The following is a 16029-nucleotide window of genomic DNA, read 5'->3' as shown; positions in this document are numbered from 1 at the left end:
GCCACCTGCTTTTCGGCAGATGGCGTTATATGACTAAAATTACTCAGCAGCCGGTTTGTCAACCAATTCAACCAGTGCCAGAGGTGCATTATCGCCTTTACGGAATCCGTATTTCAACACCCGAACATAACCACCGTTACGAGCAGTAAAACGAGGACCCAAATCGCCAAACAGTTTTACTACAACATCACGGTCGCGAGTACGGTCAAATGCCAAACGGCGGTTTGCCAATGACGGCTTTTTACCCAATGTAATCAACGGCTCTACTACACGGCGCAATTCCTTGGCCTTAGGCAGAGTTGTTACAATAGTTTCGTGAGTCAATAATGAATTCGCCATATTACGCAGCATTGCAGCACGATGACTGCTGGTACGGTTTAATTTGCGATTGCCATTACGATGACGCATATCAATTATCCTTTAATTCTTCATTAAGGCTTTTCCAAGCCTACAGGTGGCCATGCTTCCAACTTAGAACCCAGTGTCAAACCTTTAGATGCCAATACTTCCTTAATCTCATTCAAAGATTTACGTCCCAAATTCGGCGTTTTAAGAAGCTCGGTTTCAGTGCGTTGAATCAAATCGCCAATATAATAAATATCCTCAGCTTTCAAACAATTAGCTGAACGTACTGTCAATTCCAGATCATCCACCGGACGCAAAAGAACAGGGTCGATAGGAGGTGCTTTTTCTTCAACCTCCTCCACAGGCGTACCCTGCAAATCAGCAAAAATAGACATCTGATCAATCAAAATACGTGCCGCACTGCGTACAGCTTCCTCAGGATCAATAGAACCGTCGGTTTCGATATCCAAAACCAACTTATCAAGATCCGTCCGCTGCTCTACACGTGCAGGTTCAACCTCAAAGCTAACACGGCTGATGGGCGAAAAGCTCGCATCCAACTGGATTGCACCAATCTGACGGTTCTCATCACGAACTACCTGACGACCTGAAACAGATTGATAACCACGACCTTGCTCTACTTTAATTTCCATCTCAATTTGACCGTTATCAGCCAAATGACAAATGACATGACCAGGATTCAGAATTTCTACATCATGCGGCAACTCAATATCACCGGCAGATACGACACCTGAACCTGATTTCTTCAACACAAGTTGAACTTGGCTACGACCATGGAGTTTAAACACAATACCTTTAATATTCAGCAAAATGTCAACAACATCTTCCTGAATACCATCAACAGTAGAATATTCGTGTAATACACCGGCAATAGCTACTTCAGTAGGAGCAAAACCATTCATGGATGACAGTAAGATACGGCGCAAAGCATTACCTAAGGTATGACCGAAACCACGTTCAAATGGCTGCATAGATACTTTTGCACGAGTTGCAGAAAAAGTATTTACATCAATTTGACGAGGTTTCAAAAATTCGGTTGTGCTATTCTGCATTTAACTGTCCCTCACTGAGCTAGCATTATTTAGAGTAGAACTCTACCACCAGCTGTTCATTAATATCACCGGTCAATTCCGAGCGATCCGGCATGTTTTTGAACACACCCTCAAGTTTATCCGCATCTACAGAAACCCAACCCGGCAAGCCGATTTGAGTTGCCAAACCCAATGCTTCTTGAATACGTACCTGTTTTTTGGCTTTTTCACGAACTGAGACAACATCACCAGCTTTCACTTGGAAAGAAGGAATATTGACAACTTGTCCATTCACAACTATCGCCTTATGAGAAACAAGCTGTCTTGCTTCAGCTCGGGTAGAACCGAAACCCATACGATAAACGACATTATCCAAACGAGATTCCAGCAACTGCAACAGCAACTCGCCGGTAGAGCCTTTACGACGATCAGCTTCTGCGAAATAACGACGGAACTGACGTTCTAATACGCCATAAATACGGCGGATTTTTTGTTTTTCACGCAACTGCAAACCATAGTCTGACAAACGCGGTTTTTTTGCACCATGCTGACCGGGAGCGGAATCAATTTTACATTTAGAATCCAAAGAGCGGCGCGCACTCTTCAAAAACAAATCCGTACCTTCGCGACGTGCCAACTTACATTTAGGGCCAATATAACGTGCCATGTTTCAAATCACTCCAATATTAAATACGACGTTTTTTAGGCGGACGGCAACCGTTATGAGGCAACGGGGTAACGTCAGTAATGCTGGTAATCTTGAAACCAAGAGCATTCAAAGCACGTACAGAGGATTCACGACCTGGACCTGGACCTTTAATACGAACCTCTAAATTTTTAACGCCATACTCTTGGGCAACTTTACCAGCTGCTTCTGCTGCAACTTGTGCTGCAAATGGTGTACTTTTACGAGAACCTTTAAAACCAGCGCCGCCAGAGGTAGCCCAAGACAACGCATTGCCTTGACGGTCAGTGATTGTAATGATGGTATTGTTGAAAGATGCATGAACGTGCACAATACCCTCACTCACGGTTTTACGTACTTTTTTACGTACACGTGAAGCTGTGTTTGCTTTAGCCATTAATAAAATTCCTTAAAATTTATTTCTTACCAGCAATCGCTTTACGCGGACCTTTGCGGGTACGCGCATTTGTACGAGTGCGTTGACCGCGGCATGGTAAGCCGCGACGATGACGGAAGCCACGATAGCAGCCCATGTCCATCAATCGCTTGATACTCATAGTTACCTCACGACGCAAATCACCTTCTACTTCATACTTGGCAACTTGGTCACGCAAAGCATCTAATTGAGTCTCGTCCAAATCTTTTGCTTTAGTATCAGGCGCAATATTTGCAGCCTCACAAATCAATTTAGCACGAGTAGCACCAATACCGTAAATAGCCTGAAGACCAATTACGATGTGTGCGTTATTAGGGATATTTACCCCTGCAATACGAGCCATATTTTTTCCTTTTTAGGGCAAAGTGTGTCACTATATCACAGAATCACATTAAAAGAAATATTCCATTAACCTTGACGCTGTTTGTGACGGAGATCAGTACAAATTACACGAACTACACGATTTCGACGAATAATCTTGCAATTTCGGCAAATTTTCTTAACAGATGGTTGTACACGCATTTTATTTTCCTTTTATTGGTTTATCTTGCTCTGAAAACGATTCGAGCCCTAGTTAGATCATAAGGTGTCAGCTCTACTGTGACCTTATCTCCCGGAGAAATACGAATGTAATGCATCCGCATCTTCCCAGAAATATGACCCAATACAATATGGTCATTCTCAAGTTTTACTTTAAATGTTGCATTAGGTAAAGTTTCAAGAATTTCACCTTGCATTTGGATAGTATCTTCTTTCGCCATAATTCTATTTCCGAGAAAATGATTTCATTTCTGAACGAGTCATTAACTTATCATACTGTTGAGTAAGCCTATACGAATTTATTTGTGTACTAAAATCCATCGTTACAACAACTAGAATCAACAAAGACGTGCCACCCAAATAAAAAGGTACATTTAAAACCGTAGTTAAGAACTCTGGAATTAAACAAATAGTTGTAATATAAAGAGCTCCAAACAATGTCAAACGTAATACAACTTTTTCTAAATACCTAGAGGTCTGCTCACCAGGTCTAATCCCAGGAACAAAAGCACCACTCTTTTTTAAATTCTCTGCCATTTCTTTAGGGCTAAAAACCAAAGCCGTATAAAAATAACAAAAGAAAATAACTGTCGCTGCAAATAAAGCCATATACAGCAATTGACCGTGTTGTAACAATCCAGCTATTTTGTGCAAAACACTATTTGTATCAGCCGAACCAAACCAACCTAAAAGAGTAGATGGAAATAGAATAATACTGGAAGCAAAAATTGGGGGAATAACACCAGCCATATTCAACTTGAAAGGCATATGCGTATTTTGACTACCCGCCCTACCATTAAACTGGCGTTTTGCATAATGAATAGGAATCTTCCGCTGTGCACTTTCAAAGTATACAACCAAATAAATTAATAATAAGGCACCAAATACAATAAACAACGCCGTAAGCATGCTCATAGAACCTTGGTTCGTCAGTGTAACCAGCTTTGCAATACCCGAAGGAATACCTGAAGCAATACCTGCCGTAATGATTAAAGAAATACCGTTCCCGATACCCCTTTCAGTAATTTGCTCCCCAAGCCACATAAGAAACATGGTTCCCGTTACCAAAGAAACTACCGTGGAAACATGAAACTCAAATGAACTTGTTACAACAATTCCTTGCTGAAATACGAAAGATGCAACACCTAGACTTTGAAGAATTGCTAACAAAACAGTACCATACCTAGTATATTTCGTAATTACCTTTCTACCAGCCTCCCCTTCTTTTTTTAAAGCCTTCAATGATGGCAAAATTTCAGAAGCGAGCTGTACAATAATAGAAGCTGAAATATATGGCATAATTCCTATTGCAAATATACTAAAGCGCTCTAACGACCCACCGGAAAACATATTCAATATTCCCAGGATGCCGTTTCCAGCGCTTTCGTATAATTTAGCTAAAGCAACAGCATCAACTCCAGGTACGGGTATATGGGCACCAATTCGAAAAACAATCAATGCTCCAAATAGAAACAAAAGACGTTTCTTAAGATCTCCAAATTTGGATGAACCTGATGACGTTTGTTGATTAGCCACAATATTAAACCTTACATTTCAATCTTACCACCAACAGCCTCGATAGCAGCTCTCGCACCTTTGGTAACTTTAATACCCTTCAAAGCAACTGCCTTAGAAATTTCACCAGAAGCAATAACTTTAACATTAGAGACTGTAGATGCAATCAGACCCGCTTGCTTTAAGACCAAAATATCAATCTCATTAACAGCAATTGATTCCAGTTCACTTAAACGAAGCTGTGCATTAGCTGATGCTGTTAAAGATTTAAAACCTCTTTTAGGGAGGCGTCGTTGCAAGGGCATTTGACCACCCTCGAAACCCACCTTATGAAACCCACCAGACCGGCTCTTTTGACCTTTATGACCACGACCACCCGTTTTGCCAAGACCACTACCAATACCGCGTCCAACACGACGACCAGCATGCGTAGCACCAACAGCAGGTTGAATTGTATTCAAAAACATATCAAGACTCCACTTTCAACAAGTAGCTGATTTTATTAATCATACCACGGTTTTCAGGGGTATCTAAAACCTCTACCGTATGCTCGCGACGACGCAAACCTAAACCGCGTGCACATGCACGATGAGATTCAATTGTACCAATCAGGCTTTTAACCAATGTAACCCTAATCTTTTTTTGTTCAGCCATGGTTAACTCCCAAAATGTCTTCCACTGTCAAGCCACGTTTGGCTGCGATATCAGCAGGAGTATGCAACTTAGACAAACCATCTAATGTTGCACGTACGATATTATATGGGTTAGTAGATCCGTGCACTTTGGCGGAGATATTATGAATGCCCATAGCATCAAAAACCAAACGCATAGGTCCACCGGCTTTTACGCCACTACCCTCTTTAGCAGGCTGCATAAATACTTTAGTAGCACCATGTCGACCAATAACCTCATGATGAATCGTACCATTTTTTAATGGTACCTTAATCATAGAGCGTCGTGCTTGATCCATCGCCTTTTGGACTGCAACAGGCACTTCTTTTGACTTACCTTTACCCATACCAATACGACCATCTCCATCACCAACAACAGTTAGCGCAGAGAAAGCCATAATGCGACCACCTTTAACTACTTTGGTTACACGGTTAACTGCGACCATCTTTTCAATCAGACCGTCACCGCGTTCTTCAATTTCATGTTTTGCCATCTGAAAGTCTCCAAATATTTAGAAGCTTAAACCATTTTCACGAGCAGCTTCAGCCAAAGCCTTCACACGACCGTGATATTGGAAACCTGAACGATCAAAAGCAACCTTTTCTACACCTGCTGCTTTAGCCTTCTCAGCGATACGTTTACCAACTATTGCAGCTGCTTCAACATTGCTTCCAGATTTCAGACTACCGCGCACCTCAGCTTCCAATGTAGAGGCTTGAGCCAATACTTTATCACCTTCAGCACTAATTACTTGAGCATAAATATGATTATTGCTTCGGAACACACATAATCTTACCATTTTCAAGTCCGCAATACGAGCACGGGTTTTGCGTGCACGACGGAGTCGGGTTGTATGTTTATCCATTAGTGAACCTCAATTATTTTTTCTTGGCTTCTTTCATTACCACTACTTCGCCTACATAGCGAACACCTTTACCCTTATAAGGCTCAGGAGCACGGAACGCACGAATCTCAGCAGCAACTTGACCAACAACTTGTTTATCCGAGCCGGTTAAAACAATCTCTGTTTGGCTAGGAGTTTGAACGGAGACACCTTCAGGCATTTCATATACGATCGGATGAGAAAAACCCAAAGACAGATTCAAGATTTTACCTTGTGCTTGAGCACGATAACCCACACCTATCAATTGCAATCTTTTCTCAAAACCTTCTGAAACACCTTTAACCATATTGCTGACTAATGCGCGAGCAGTACCAGACATTGCATTTGCTTGTTTACTGCTGTTATTCGCAACAAAAGTCAATTTGCCATCATTAAATTCAATGGCTACATCAGAATGCAAAGGAAAAGACAATTCACCGTTCTTACCCTTAATAACTAATGCCTCTGTTCCAAATTTTACTTCTACACCAGCGGGAACAGTCACTGGGTTTTTTGCGACACGTGACATTTCTTTTCCTCCACTAGGCTACAATGCATAACAACTCACCACCAACACCTTGAGAACGTGCTTTACGATCAGTCATTACACCTTTAGAAGTACTAACAATAGCAATACCCAAGCCATTCATAACACTTGGAATCTCACTAGACGCTTTATAAATACGCAAACCAGGGCGAGATACACGCTTGATTTGTTCAATTACAGGACGACCTGCATAGTATTTTAATTGAATTTCCAATATAGACTTTACGTCAGATGAAACTGCGAAGTCCTCAATATATCCTTCTTCTTTCAATACCTTTGCAATAGCACACTTTAATTTTGAAGAAGGCATTGCAACCGCTGCTTTATTAGCACGTTGCGCATTGCGGATACGAGTCAACATATCGGAAATAGGATCATGCATACTCATTCTTAATTACTCCTATTACCAGCTGGCTTTAACAACACCCGGAATTTCGCCACGCATGGCGATTTCACGGATTTTAATACGACCCAAACCAAATTTACGGAAAGTACCACGAGGGCGACCTGTCAAAGCACAACGACGACGTTGACGCACAGGTGCCGCATTACGAGGAATGGATTGAAACCTCAAACGAGCCTCAAAACGCTCTTCCTCAGTTGCATTCGAATCATTGATTACCGCTTTAATTGCCGCGCGTTTAGCCGCATATTTTTTAGCCAAAGCTTGACGTTTCAGATCACGATTAATAAGTGCTTTCTTAGCCATGATTATCCTTTGAACGGAAATTTAAACAATGACAATAAAGCTTTCGCTTCCTCATCGGTTTTTGCTGTAGTAGTAATAGTAATATTCAAACCACGCAAAGCATCAATTTTATCGTATTCAATTTCCGGAAAAATAATTTGCTCACGAACACCCATATTGTAATTGCCACGGCCATCAAATGATTTACCGCTCACACCACGGAAGTCACGTACGCGAGGTAATGCAATAGTAATCAAACGATCCAAGAATTCAAACATTTGATCACGACGCAATGTTACTTTGCAACCAACCGGATAGTTATCACGGATTTTAAAACCTGCGATAGATTTACGGGCAACAGTAACAACCGGTTTTTGACCGGCAATTTTCTCTAAATCGGAAACAGCATGTTCCATAACTTTTTTATCAGCAATAGCCTCACCCACACCCATATTCAAGGTGATTTTTTCAATACGCGGGACTTCCATTACTGATTTGTAACCAAATTGTTTAACCAATTCAGGAACAACTGTCTCTTTATAAAACTCTCTCAACCGAGCCATGTTATCTCCTTATGCCCCAATGATAGAGCCATTTGATTTGAAGAAACGAACGCGTTTAACTTTGCCTTCATTTTCAATCAGCTTAATACCAACACGGTCCGCTTTATTAGTTTCCGGATTCAGGATTGCGATATTAGAAATATCCAAAGGCATTTCTTTAGTAATAATACCGCCCTCAATGCCACGCATTGGATTAGGTTTTTGATGGCGTTTTACAACATTAACGCCCTCAACAACAACTTTATCACCCAACACTCGAACTACTTGACCCTGCTTACCTTTATCCTTACCAGCAATTACTACAACCCTATCGCCTTTAATGATTTTATTCATCGTGCCATTCCTTATAATACTTCAGGTGCCAATGAAACGATTTTCATAAATCGCTCAGTACGCAATTCACGGGTTACCGGACCAAAGATACGAGTACCCAAAGGTTCAAGTTTATTATTCAGTAACACGGCGGCATTGTTATCGAATTTAATTAACGCACCATCAGGACGACGTACACCCTTAGCAGTACGAACAACTACCGCATTATATACATCGCCTTTTTTGACACGGCCACGCGGAGCCGCATCTTTAACTGCCACTTTAATAATATCGCCAACAGAAGCGTAGCGACGCTTAGATCCGCCCAATACCTTGATACACATTACGCGACGCGCACCAGAGTTATCAGCCACATCTAAGATGGTCTGCATTTGAATCATGTTATTACCTTTAAATTAACCAACTTAATTTACCACTTTCAGATAACTTACAGCAAAGCCGCTGCTTATTAAATGAAACCTTGCGGTTCAAGTAAACCAGTCTTGGACCCCGAAAGGGAAGAAACTTCCAGAAGAAACTGAAAGACAGGAAACGAAGTTTACACGCAAATTAAATTTGCTGCAATACTTCGTTTCCCATTCCAAGCACGTTGCTTTAATTCTTAAATAGAACGTGCTTTCTCAACCAGCTCACTGACAACCCAAGATTTAGTTTTTGACAATGGACGGGATTCCGATATAACAACCACATCACCAATTCCATATTGATTATTTTCATCATGGGCATGGATTTTAGTAGATAACCGAATAATCTTACCATACAGCGGATGTTTTACTTTACGCTCAACCAATACTGTTACGGTTTTATCCATTTTGTCGCTTACTACTTTGCCTTGCAAAGTACGAACATTTTTAGTTTCGCTCATTACTTAGCACCTTTTTCAGTTAAAACGGTTTTAATACGAGCAATATCGCGACGTACACGTTTCAATTCACTTGGTTTGCCTAATTGACCGGTAGCGTTTTGCATACGTAAGCCAAACTGAGCTTTCAACAAGTCCAACAAATCTGCATTCAACTGCTCAACGGATTTGTCTTTCAATTCATTTGCTTTCATTATTGACCCACCTGTCTTACTACAAAGGTTGTAGGAATAGGCAATTTGGCAGCAGCCAACTCGAATGCTTCACGAGCCAGTTCCTCTGGAACGCCATCCATTTCATACAACACTTTACCTGGTTTAATTTCGGCAATGTAATATTCCACGTTACCTTTACCGCCACCCATACGAACTTGAATAGGCTTTTCAGTAATCGGTTTATCAGGGAATACACGAATCCAAATACGACCACCACGTTTGATATGACGGGTCATTGCACGACGAGCAGCTTCGATTTGACGGGCAGTCAAACGACCACGACCTACGGCTTTCAAGCCGAACTCACCGAAACTTACCTTATTACCGCGAGTAGCGATGCCAGTATTGCGACCCTTTTGTTGCTTACGGTATTTCAGTCTAGTTGGCTGCAGCATTACGTCTACCTGCCTTTCTTTGTTTACTCTCATGTTCAGGTTTGGAAGATTTAATATTGCCTTCCGTATAAACCCAAACTTTCAGACCCAATACACCATATGTGGTGTGCGCTTCGCTGGTTGCATAATCTACATTTGCACGTAAAGTATGCAGTGGCACGCGACCTTCACGATACCATTCGCTACGGGCAATATCCGCACCATTCAGACGGCCTGAAGTCATAATCTTAATGCCTTTAGCACCAGAACGCATTGCATTTTGCATTGCTCGTTTCATAGCACGACGGAATTGAACGCGCTTTTCCAACTGCTGGGCAATACCGTCAGCAATAATTTGAGCATCCAACTCAGGACGGCGAATCTCTTCAATATTTACATGAACAGGTACACCCATCAAGACTTGCAAGTCACGTTTCAAAACCTCGATATCCTCACCTTTTTTACCTATAACCACACCCGGACGAGCGGAGTGAATGGTAATGCGTGCAGATTTTGCAGGGCGTTCAATAACCACTCGACCAACCGAAGCATTGGCCAATTTTTGACGCAAATAATTGCGAACATCGATATCCTGCTTCAAAACAGTAGAAAAGTCGGTGCTTTTAGCAAACCATTTTGAAGCCCAGTCTTTAGTTACCGCCAGGCGAAAGCCTGTAGGGTTAATCTTTTGTCCCATAGCTTTTCCTTAGTTACCCACTGTCACATTGATATGACAAGTTTGTTTTTCGATGCGGTTACCACGACCTTTGGCGCGAGCTTGAAAACGTTTCAAGCTTGGGCCTTTGTCAACAAAGATAGTTACCACTTTCAGTTCATCAATGTCCGCACCGTTATTGTGCTCGGCATTAGCAATAGCTGACTCCAATACTTTTTTAATCAGCTCGGCACCTTTTTTAGGACTGAAAGCCAAAATATTCAAAGCTTGGGCAACGTCTTTACCACGAATCAAATCAGCTACCAAACGAGCCTTTTGAGCAGAGATACGGGCATTTTTATGTTGTGCATTTACTCTCATGATTCACCTTATTTCTTTTTAGCCTTTTTATCGGCCAAGTGGCCTTTAAAGGTACGGGTCAATGAGAATTCGCCTAATTTATGACCAACCATATTGTCGCTGATAAACACAGGCACATGGGTGCGGCCGTTGTGCACAGCAATGGTCAGACCGATAAAATCAGGCAGAATGGTAGAACGACGAGACCAGGTTTTAATCGGGCGTTTGTCGTTGCTTGCGCGAGCAGCATCTACTTTTTTCAGCAAATGCAGGTCTACATATGGGCCTTTTTTCAATGAACGAGCCATACTAAATTAACCTTTATTTGAGTAACGGCGACGAACAATCATGTTATCCGTGCGTTTGTTATTACGAGTGCGGTAGCCTTTAGCAGGAGTACCCCATGGGCTGACCGGTTCGCGGGCCTCGCCCGTACGGCCTTCACCACCACCATGCGGGTGATCGACAGGATTCATGACAACACCGCGTACGGTCGGACGAATACCGCGCCAACGGTTGGCACCGGCTTTACCGATTTTTTTCAGGCTTTGCTCTTCGTTACCAACTTCACCAATGGTCGCACGGCAATTTACGTTGATTTTACGGACTTCGCCAGAGCGCAGACGGACTTGAGCGGACGCGCCTTCTTTAGCCAGCAATACCGCAGAAGCACCGGCAGAACGTGCGATTTGAGCACCTTTACCGGGTTTCATTTCGATACAGTGGATAGTCGTACCAACGGGAATGTTGCGAATCGGCAGGGTGTTGCCTACTTTGATGGCAGCTTCAGCACCGGAAACCAATACAGCACCGGCTTGAATACCGCGAGGAGCAATGATGTAACGACGCTCGCCGTCTGCATAGCACAACAGTGCGATGAAGGCAGTACGGTTAGGATCGTATTCGATACGCTCTACTTTGGCAGGAATGCCGTCTTTGTTACGTTTAAAGTCTACAACACGGTAATGGTGTTTATGACCGCCGCCTTTGTGACGGGTGGTGATATGACCATTATTGTTACGGCCGGCAGTAGAATTTTTCTTTTCAAGCAAGGGCGCATAAGGTGCACCTTTGTGCAAACCTTCTGTTACCACGCGAACCATGCCGCGACGGCCTGCAGAGGTCGGCTTCATTTTAACGATTGCCATTTTGTTTATTCCTTATCTGCAGCTGCAGCAGCGGCTTCCAAATCCAACTCTTGACCGGCAGCCAAGCTTACATAAGCTTTTTTAACATCGCTGCGGCGGCCCAAAGTACGACCAAAACGCTTAGTTTTGCCTTTAGTTGTAACGGTAGTTACAGAAGCAACTTGAACACCAAACAGCAGCTCAACAGCAGCTTTGATTTCAGGTTTGGTTGCATTTGCCAAGACTTTAAACGTCATTTGGTTGCGTTTTTCAGCCAATACGTTGCTTTTTTCAGAAACGATAGGTGCCAAAATCACTTGAGTCAAACGTTGTTGATTCATACCCATTGCTCCTCTAATTGTGCAACTGCATCTTTAGTGATGATTACTTTTTTGTAACGCAGCAAGCTGTAAGGATCAACTTGTTGAGCTTCCAAAACCAACACGTTTGGCAAGTTGCGTGAAGCCAAGTAAACATTCTCGTCGAGCTGTTTGGTTACAAACAACACTTGCTCCAGACCCAGATTTTTCACTTGTTCAGCAAAAACTTTGGTTTTAGGAGTTTCAGCAGTCAACGCCTCAATCGCAAACAAACGCTCGTCACGAGTCAATTGGGACAGAATAGTCGCCATACCGGCACGGTACATTTTGCGGTTTACTTTTTGAGTGAAGTTTTCGTCGGGTTTGTTCGGGAACGCGCGACCACCTTTACGCCACAGCGGAGATGAAGTCATACCGGAACGGGCGCGGCCGGTACCTTTTTGACGCCATGGTTTTTTGGTTGAGTGTTTTACTTCGGCACGGGTTTTTTGAGCACGGTTACCAGAGCGGGCGTTTGCCAAGTAGGCATTTACCAGCTGATGAACCAACGCTTCATTGTATTCGCGGGCGAACAAAGCATCAGAAACAGACAGGCTGCCTGAAACTTGTCCTTTAGCGTCAATTACTTTCAATTCCATTACGCACCTACTTTCACGCTGGGACGAACTACAACATCGCTGTTGACCGCACCCGGAACAGCACCCTTAACCAACAGCAGTTGGCGTTCTGCATCAACACGGACAACTTCCAATTTTTGAACAGTTGCTTTGGTGTTGCCGTATTGGCCGGCCATGCGTTTACCGGGGAACACGCGACCCGGGTCTTGCGCCATACCGATAGAGCCTGGAACACGGTGAGAACGGGAGTTACCGTGGGAAGTACGTTGGGCACCGAAGTTATGACGTTTGATCGTGCCGGAGAAACCTTTACCTTTAGAGGTACCGGTTACATCGACCAGTTGACCGACTTCAAACATAGAAACGGTGATTTCGTCACCAGCTTTCAATTCAGCCAGTTTTTCTTCAGTCAAAGCAAACTCAATCAAACCGCGACCGGCTTCAACACCTGCTTTTGCAAAGTGCCCGGCTTCGGCTTTGTTGACACGATTGGCTTTTTTCTGACCAAAGGTAACTTGAACGGCAGTATAGCCGTCAGTATCTTTGGATTTTACTTGTGTAACGCGGTTGGCAGACATATCCAAAACGGTTACCGGAACAGAAACACCCTGTTCGTCGAACACGCGGGTCATACCAACTTTGCGTCCAACCAGACCTAAAGTCATGATTATTTTCCTTTTAAAGTAAAGGGACAGGCTACGATTGGCCTGTCTTTCAGACAAAGTTAAACTTGGTACGAATGTACCAAGTCAGACATTATATCTGACAAGTCAAAGAAATATCAACAAAAATATCAAAAATATCTTCAATATGCCGTCTGAAGCGTTTTGAATCTTCAGACGGCATAGGGTCGGATGCTTTTAAAGGAGTCGGTATCCGACCATCACGGCGTATGCATCTTTCTCCGACAAACCGGGATATGGTTGATGACTGCATCCATTATTTCTTTGAGATGGTAGTTTTCGTATGCCGAATAGTAAACGGGTTTGGAAATCTGCAAACCGGTTGCTTCCAGAATCCTTTTTTGTACCGATTCGGCCTTCTCGTCTAGAAACTGTTGCAAATTCGGCTGCGGCTGATGCAGCACCTTATCCCAATAACGTCCTTTCATCGCCATATCCGCCTGATTGATTGCAACAATAACCCTATCCGGATCAATCATTTTAAGGATAACATCCCTCAACAAATCATAGGCCGTACCCAAATCGCGGGAGCTGCCGTCAAGGATAACGAACACCAAATCTATCCAGCCCCACTGCCCATCCGAATGAGTATAGGTTTTAGACAGGACATCAATCAGTTTTTGCCGATGGGCGCGGTCGGCTTCTTTCCCATCGCCCAAACCTGCGCTGTCCCAAAACCGCAACACATCGTTCAGCATATAGCTTTCGACCAATTGCGTTTCGGGATCCACGCCTGTGCCTACCTTGGCTTTTTGTTCGCCAAACAAGGCATTTAAGGTTGAGGACTTGCCGACACCTGTCGCACCGACAAGCAAGACATCCAAATGACGGAAACCGGCTGCTGTGACTTTTTGCCCGATTTCAGAAATACGGTAACGATGCATATGCGCTCCTACCAGCCAAAAAAAGAAGCAACCGTGCTAATCGCCCCTCCAATCGCTTTTGCAGCACCGCCGATCAGCGTCCCGACACCGCTTGCTATCGTTGAAACAACATCTTTAACCACGCCTCCCGCAGCCCCCAATATTTTCTCCAGCGCACTGCCGATACTACTGTCGATTTCTTGCCGCTCCTCCTGTTTGCGGCGGCTGGTATCTCGTTCGATTTCTTCCACATTAATCTTCTCTGCCACAATCACCCGTTTTTCAGACGGCATAGCCGTAATGATGTAACGCAACAGGCGGGTTATGTTATAGGGACGCTGCTCCTCATCCTCACTCTTAAAGCCTGCTGAAAAATAAATCGGATTGACCGTAACGCCGGTAGCTTCCTGAATGCGCTTGCGTGTCGAACACACTTTCTCCTCCAAAAAGTTTTCCAAGGCGGCGTTCGGACGGCCGGCTTCCGCATCCCAATTCCGCCCCTTCATCGCCATATCACACTGATTAATCGCAACCAGCAACCGGTCTGTACGGCCTTCCCCACTCTTCTTCAATGTATTGATGATTACATTGTTAATCAGTTCGTATGATGTCCCCAAGTCTCTGGAGCCGCCGTCAAGCAGCACCAAAACCAAGTCGATGACGGCATTGCCGTTACTGTCTTTCTCCAGCAGCTTATTGATGATATTGCGCCGGTGCTTTTGGTCTGCCTTCTCTCCGTCGCCCAAGCCCGGACTATCCCAAATCGTCATATTCTCCAATTCATATTTGGCAATATCCATAGTTTCAGGATCTACACCCACGCCTACTTTTGCGACTTCCTTTACTAGTCCATCACTCTTTCCCGTTGCCTGATCTATGCTGAACAAGGCATTGATGGTGGATGATTTTCCGCAACCGGTGGCTCCGGTAATCAAAATATTGACATGCGTATCCTGCAAGATCTTAACCGCCCGCTCCAAATCATGCCGTTCTTCCGAATTCAATTCTTTGTTGTTTAAAATATCTTTAAAGACATTAAGTAAGCTCATCATCTTTCCTTTATTTACTTGAGAATAAAACATCATCCATCCTTAGAATCAGATGGATGCTTCTGCCCAAACCAAGCCCGATTCTACCTTTCTTCGGGGGGGGGCAAGCCTTCGGAAGGCTATGGATAAAAAATATCCTGTTTTGTTCACTAAAAAATGCCGTCTGAAAATTCTTGAGGCACAAAATAAGCCGATTTCGCCGACCGCACTGTTTTTTGATTTTGTTGTTTTGCCTTAAATCTGTTTGCCGCCGCATATTTTCAGACGGCATAACATAAAAAATCCCCAAGCATTAATTGCTTGGGGATTTTCAACAGCCCTAATTATTGGACTTTGATTTCTACATCAACACCGGCCGGCAAATCCAGCTTCATCAGCGCATCGGTAGTTTTGTCGGTCCAATCCACGATGTCCATCAGGCGCAAGTGGGTGCGGATTTCCAATTGTTCACGGGAAGTTTTGTTCACGTGCGGAGAACGCAGAATGTTGAAACGTTCGATTTTGGTCGGCAAAGGAATCGGGCCTTTTACAACTGCACCGGTACGTTTTGCAGTTTCAACGATTTCTTGTGCAGAACGGTCAATCAGGGCGTAATCATAAGCTTTCAGGCGGATACGGATTTTTTGGTTTGCCATTTATCAATAT

31 protein-coding genes are annotated in these 16029 nt (G+C 43.5%); all 31 read right to left on the bottom strand.

Annotation, left to right across the window (positions count from 1 at the left end; genetic code table 11):
• Window positions 1-39: 39 nt before the first annotated feature.
• Window positions 40-408 (bottom strand): 50S ribosomal protein L17, encoded by a 369-nt coding sequence (rplQ, locus tag IUJ45_RS07070; protein ID WP_002216251.1) that lies wholly within the window; start codon window positions 406-408, stop codon window positions 40-42.
• 23 nt (window positions 409-431) lie between these two features.
• Window positions 432-1418, bottom strand: a complete 987-nt coding sequence (locus IUJ45_RS07065) for a DNA-directed RNA polymerase subunit alpha (protein ID WP_002215457.1) — start codon at window positions 1416-1418, stop codon at window positions 432-434.
• 25 nt (window positions 1419-1443) lie between these two features.
• The gene (gene rpsD, locus IUJ45_RS07060) at window positions 1444-2064 is read right to left on the bottom strand and encodes a 30S ribosomal protein S4 (protein ID WP_002215455.1); all 621 of its coding nucleotides are present in this window, start codon (window positions 2062-2064) and stop codon (window positions 1444-1446) included.
• 19 nt (window positions 2065-2083) lie between these two features.
• Window positions 2084-2479, bottom strand: a complete 396-nt coding sequence (gene rpsK / locus IUJ45_RS07055; RefSeq protein WP_002216249.1) for a 30S ribosomal protein S11 — start codon at window positions 2477-2479, stop codon at window positions 2084-2086.
• Window positions 2480-2498: 19 nt separating this feature from the next.
• Window positions 2499-2861 (bottom strand): 30S ribosomal protein S13, encoded by a 363-nt coding sequence (rpsM, locus tag IUJ45_RS07050; RefSeq protein WP_002215453.1) that lies wholly within the window; start codon window positions 2859-2861, stop codon window positions 2499-2501.
• A 65-nt stretch (window positions 2862-2926) separates the two neighbouring features.
• Window positions 2927-3040: a 50S ribosomal protein L36 gene (gene rpmJ / locus IUJ45_RS07045; protein ID WP_002216248.1), complete on the bottom strand. Its 114-nt coding sequence runs from the start codon at window positions 3038-3040 to the stop codon at window positions 2927-2929.
• Between the two features lie 20 nt (window positions 3041-3060).
• Window positions 3061-3279 carry a translation initiation factor IF-1 gene (gene infA, locus IUJ45_RS07040; RefSeq protein WP_002215452.1) on the bottom strand — a complete coding sequence of 73 codons (219 nt, stop codon included), beginning with the start codon at window positions 3277-3279 and terminating at the stop codon, window positions 3061-3063.
• 4 nt (window positions 3280-3283) lie between these two features.
• Window positions 3284-4594 carry a preprotein translocase subunit SecY gene (gene secY / locus IUJ45_RS07035; RefSeq protein WP_002215450.1) on the bottom strand — a complete coding sequence of 437 codons (1311 nt, stop codon included), beginning with the start codon at window positions 4592-4594 and terminating at the stop codon, window positions 3284-3286.
• An 11-nt stretch (window positions 4595-4605) separates the two neighbouring features.
• Window positions 4606-5040 (bottom strand): 50S ribosomal protein L15, encoded by a 435-nt coding sequence (gene rplO / locus IUJ45_RS07030; protein ID WP_002215449.1) that lies wholly within the window; start codon window positions 5038-5040, stop codon window positions 4606-4608.
• A 1-nt stretch (window position 5041) separates the two neighbouring features.
• Window positions 5042-5227 carry a 50S ribosomal protein L30 gene (gene rpmD, locus IUJ45_RS07025; protein WP_002215447.1) on the bottom strand — a complete coding sequence of 62 codons (186 nt, stop codon included), beginning with the start codon at window positions 5225-5227 and terminating at the stop codon, window positions 5042-5044.
• On the bottom strand, window positions 5220-5738 hold the full coding sequence (rpsE, locus tag IUJ45_RS07020) for a 30S ribosomal protein S5 (RefSeq protein ID WP_002215445.1): 519 nt from the start codon (window positions 5736-5738) through the stop codon (window positions 5220-5222). Before rpsE ends, rpmD begins: the two co-directional genes overlap by 8 nt.
• An 18-nt stretch (window positions 5739-5756) precedes the next feature.
• The gene (rplR, locus tag IUJ45_RS07015; RefSeq protein WP_002215441.1) at window positions 5757-6110 is read right to left on the bottom strand and encodes a 50S ribosomal protein L18; all 354 of its coding nucleotides are present in this window, start codon (window positions 6108-6110) and stop codon (window positions 5757-5759) included.
• A gap of 13 nt (window positions 6111-6123) precedes the next feature.
• Complete coding sequence (rplF, locus tag IUJ45_RS07010) at window positions 6124-6657, bottom strand: 50S ribosomal protein L6 (RefSeq protein ID WP_002215440.1); 534 nt, start codon at window positions 6655-6657, stop codon at window positions 6124-6126.
• 13 nt (window positions 6658-6670) lie between these two features.
• Window positions 6671-7063, bottom strand: a complete 393-nt coding sequence (gene rpsH / locus IUJ45_RS07005; protein WP_002215438.1) for a 30S ribosomal protein S8 — start codon at window positions 7061-7063, stop codon at window positions 6671-6673.
• Between the two features lie 15 nt (window positions 7064-7078).
• On the bottom strand, window positions 7079-7384 hold the full coding sequence (gene rpsN, locus IUJ45_RS07000; RefSeq protein WP_002216244.1) for a 30S ribosomal protein S14: 306 nt from the start codon (window positions 7382-7384) through the stop codon (window positions 7079-7081).
• A 2-nt stretch (window positions 7385-7386) separates the two neighbouring features.
• Complete coding sequence (gene rplE / locus IUJ45_RS06995) at window positions 7387-7926, bottom strand: 50S ribosomal protein L5 (protein WP_002235371.1); 540 nt, start codon at window positions 7924-7926, stop codon at window positions 7387-7389.
• Between the two features lie 9 nt (window positions 7927-7935).
• Window positions 7936-8259 (bottom strand): 50S ribosomal protein L24, encoded by a 324-nt coding sequence (rplX, locus tag IUJ45_RS06990; protein ID WP_002215435.1) that lies wholly within the window; start codon window positions 8257-8259, stop codon window positions 7936-7938.
• Between the two features lie 11 nt (window positions 8260-8270).
• Window positions 8271-8639, bottom strand: coding sequence for a 50S ribosomal protein L14 (gene rplN, locus IUJ45_RS06985; RefSeq protein ID WP_002215434.1), 369 nt, complete (start codon window positions 8637-8639; stop codon window positions 8271-8273).
• Between the two features lie 221 nt (window positions 8640-8860).
• Window positions 8861-9124 carry a 30S ribosomal protein S17 gene (gene rpsQ / locus IUJ45_RS06980; protein ID WP_002215433.1) on the bottom strand — a complete coding sequence of 88 codons (264 nt, stop codon included), beginning with the start codon at window positions 9122-9124 and terminating at the stop codon, window positions 8861-8863.
• Complete coding sequence (gene rpmC, locus IUJ45_RS06975) at window positions 9124-9315, bottom strand: 50S ribosomal protein L29 (protein ID WP_002215432.1); 192 nt, start codon at window positions 9313-9315, stop codon at window positions 9124-9126. Before rpmC ends, rpsQ begins: the two co-directional genes overlap by 1 nt.
• Window positions 9315-9731 (bottom strand): 50S ribosomal protein L16, encoded by a 417-nt coding sequence (gene rplP, locus IUJ45_RS06970; RefSeq protein WP_002215430.1) that lies wholly within the window; start codon window positions 9729-9731, stop codon window positions 9315-9317. The genes rpmC and rplP overlap by 1 nt, the downstream gene beginning before the upstream one ends.
• The gene (gene rpsC, locus IUJ45_RS06965) at window positions 9715-10407 is read right to left on the bottom strand and encodes a 30S ribosomal protein S3 (RefSeq protein ID WP_002215427.1); all 693 of its coding nucleotides are present in this window, start codon (window positions 10405-10407) and stop codon (window positions 9715-9717) included. Before rpsC ends, rplP begins: the two co-directional genes overlap by 17 nt.
• 9 nt (window positions 10408-10416) lie before the next feature.
• Window positions 10417-10746, bottom strand: coding sequence for a 50S ribosomal protein L22 (gene rplV / locus IUJ45_RS06960; RefSeq protein ID WP_002215424.1), 330 nt, complete (start codon window positions 10744-10746; stop codon window positions 10417-10419).
• Between the two features lie 8 nt (window positions 10747-10754).
• Complete coding sequence (gene rpsS / locus IUJ45_RS06955; protein ID WP_002215422.1) at window positions 10755-11033, bottom strand: 30S ribosomal protein S19; 279 nt, start codon at window positions 11031-11033, stop codon at window positions 10755-10757.
• A 6-nt stretch (window positions 11034-11039) separates the two neighbouring features.
• The gene (gene rplB / locus IUJ45_RS06950; RefSeq protein ID WP_082308667.1) at window positions 11040-11873 is read right to left on the bottom strand and encodes a 50S ribosomal protein L2; all 834 of its coding nucleotides are present in this window, start codon (window positions 11871-11873) and stop codon (window positions 11040-11042) included.
• Window positions 11874-11878: 5 nt separating this feature from the next.
• The gene (gene rplW, locus IUJ45_RS06945; RefSeq protein WP_002231529.1) at window positions 11879-12193 is read right to left on the bottom strand and encodes a 50S ribosomal protein L23; all 315 of its coding nucleotides are present in this window, start codon (window positions 12191-12193) and stop codon (window positions 11879-11881) included.
• A complete protein-coding gene (gene rplD, locus IUJ45_RS06940; RefSeq protein WP_002215402.1) occupies window positions 12190-12810 on the bottom strand; it encodes a 50S ribosomal protein L4 in 621 nt (206 codons plus the stop codon). The genes rplW and rplD overlap by 4 nt, the downstream gene beginning before the upstream one ends.
• Window positions 12810-13454 (bottom strand): 50S ribosomal protein L3, encoded by a 645-nt coding sequence (gene rplC, locus IUJ45_RS06935; protein WP_002215400.1) that lies wholly within the window; start codon window positions 13452-13454, stop codon window positions 12810-12812. Before rplC ends, rplD begins: the two co-directional genes overlap by 1 nt.
• A 218-nt stretch (window positions 13455-13672) precedes the next feature.
• Window positions 13673-14356, bottom strand: a complete 684-nt coding sequence (locus IUJ45_RS06930; RefSeq protein ID WP_002236604.1) for a GTPase family protein — start codon at window positions 14354-14356, stop codon at window positions 13673-13675.
• 8 nt (window positions 14357-14364) lie between these two features.
• A complete protein-coding gene (locus tag IUJ45_RS06925; RefSeq protein ID WP_002236603.1) occupies window positions 14365-15417 on the bottom strand; it encodes a GTPase family protein in 1053 nt (350 codons plus the stop codon).
• A gap of 290 nt (window positions 15418-15707) precedes the next feature.
• Window positions 15708-16019, bottom strand: coding sequence for a 30S ribosomal protein S10 (rpsJ, locus tag IUJ45_RS06920; protein WP_002215394.1), 312 nt, complete (start codon window positions 16017-16019; stop codon window positions 15708-15710).
• Window positions 16020-16029: the final 10 nt, after the last annotated feature.

The organism is Neisseria meningitidis (genome assembly GCF_022869645.1).
GTDB classification, from domain to species: Bacteria; Pseudomonadota; Gammaproteobacteria; order Burkholderiales; family Neisseriaceae; genus Neisseria; species Neisseria meningitidis.
This window is presented reverse-complemented; position numbering and strand designations above follow the sequence as displayed.

Bases quoted from the DNA above. Each gene is read 5' to 3' on its own strand.
- rplQ (WP_002216251.1), bottom strand. From the start codon at position 408: ATGCGTCATCGTAATGGCAATCGCAAATTAAACCGTACCAGCAGTCAT.
- IUJ45_RS07065 (WP_002215457.1), bottom strand. From the start codon at position 1,418: ATGCAGAATAGCACAACCGAATTTTTGAAACCTCGTCAAATTGATGTA.
- rpsD (WP_002215455.1), bottom strand. From the start codon at position 2,064: ATGGCACGTTATATTGGCCCTAAATGTAAGTTGGCACGTCGCGAAGGT.
- rpsK (WP_002216249.1), bottom strand. From the start codon at position 2,479: ATGGCTAAAGCAAACACAGCTTCACGTGTACGTAAAAAAGTACGTAAA.
- rpsM (WP_002215453.1), bottom strand. From the start codon at position 2,861: ATGGCTCGTATTGCAGGGGTAAATATCCCTAATAACGCACACATCGTA.
- rpmJ (WP_002216248.1), bottom strand. From the start codon at position 3,040: ATGCGTGTACAACCATCTGTTAAGAAAATTTGCCGAAATTGCAAGATT.
- infA (WP_002215452.1), bottom strand. From the start codon at position 3,279: ATGGCGAAAGAAGATACTATCCAAATGCAAGGTGAAATTCTTGAAACT.
- rplO (WP_002215449.1), bottom strand. From the start codon at position 5,040: ATGTTTTTGAATACAATTCAACCTGCTGTTGGTGCTACGCATGCTGGT.
- rpmD (WP_002215447.1), bottom strand. From the start codon at position 5,227: ATGGCTGAACAAAAAAAGATTAGGGTTACATTGGTTAAAAGCCTGATT.
- rpsE (WP_002215445.1), bottom strand. From the start codon at position 5,738: ATGGCAAAACATGAAATTGAAGAACGCGGTGACGGTCTGATTGAAAAG.
- rplR (WP_002215441.1), bottom strand. From the start codon at position 6,110: ATGGATAAACATACAACCCGACTCCGTCGTGCACGCAAAACCCGTGCT.
- rplF (WP_002215440.1), bottom strand. From the start codon at position 6,657: ATGTCACGTGTCGCAAAAAACCCAGTGACTGTTCCCGCTGGTGTAGAA.
- rpsH (WP_002215438.1), bottom strand. From the start codon at position 7,063: ATGAGTATGCATGATCCTATTTCCGATATGTTGACTCGTATCCGCAAT.
- rpsN (WP_002216244.1), bottom strand. From the start codon at position 7,384: ATGGCTAAGAAAGCACTTATTAATCGTGATCTGAAACGTCAAGCTTTG.
- rplE (WP_002235371.1), bottom strand. From the start codon at position 7,926: ATGGCTCGGTTGAGAGAGTTTTATAAAGAGACAGTTGTTCCTGAATTG.
- rplX (WP_002215435.1), bottom strand. From the start codon at position 8,259: ATGAATAAAATCATTAAAGGCGATAGGGTTGTAGTAATTGCTGGTAAG.
- rplN (WP_002215434.1), bottom strand. From the start codon at position 8,639: ATGATTCAAATGCAGACCATCTTAGATGTGGCTGATAACTCTGGTGCG.
- rpsQ (WP_002215433.1), bottom strand. From the start codon at position 9,124: ATGAGCGAAACTAAAAATGTTCGTACTTTGCAAGGCAAAGTAGTAAGC.
- rpmC (WP_002215432.1), bottom strand. From the start codon at position 9,315: ATGAAAGCAAATGAATTGAAAGACAAATCCGTTGAGCAGTTGAATGCA.
- rplP (WP_002215430.1), bottom strand. From the start codon at position 9,731: ATGCTGCAGCCAACTAGACTGAAATACCGTAAGCAACAAAAGGGTCGC.
- rpsC (WP_002215427.1), bottom strand. From the start codon at position 10,407: ATGGGACAAAAGATTAACCCTACAGGCTTTCGCCTGGCGGTAACTAAA.
- rplV (WP_002215424.1), bottom strand. From the start codon at position 10,746: ATGAGAGTAAATGCACAACATAAAAATGCCCGTATCTCTGCTCAAAAG.
- rpsS (WP_002215422.1), bottom strand. From the start codon at position 11,033: ATGGCTCGTTCATTGAAAAAAGGCCCATATGTAGACCTGCATTTGCTG.
- rplB (WP_082308667.1), bottom strand. From the start codon at position 11,873: ATGGCAATCGTTAAAATGAAGCCGACCTCTGCAGGCCGTCGCGGCATG.
- rplW (WP_002231529.1), bottom strand. From the start codon at position 12,193: ATGAATCAACAACGTTTGACTCAAGTGATTTTGGCACCTATCGTTTCT.
- rplD (WP_002215402.1), bottom strand. From the start codon at position 12,810: ATGGAATTGAAAGTAATTGACGCTAAAGGACAAGTTTCAGGCAGCCTG.
- rplC (WP_002215400.1), bottom strand. From the start codon at position 13,454: ATGACTTTAGGTCTGGTTGGACGCAAAGTTGGTATGACCCGCGTGTTC.
- IUJ45_RS06930 (WP_002236604.1), bottom strand. From the start codon at position 14,356: ATGCATCGTTACCGTATTTCTGAAATCGGGCAAAAAGTCACAGCAGCC.
- IUJ45_RS06925 (WP_002236603.1), bottom strand. From the start codon at position 15,417: ATGTTTTATTCTCAAGTAAATAAAGGAAAGATGATGAGCTTACTTAAT.
- rpsJ (WP_002215394.1), bottom strand. From the start codon at position 16,019: ATGGCAAACCAAAAAATCCGTATCCGCCTGAAAGCTTATGATTACGCC.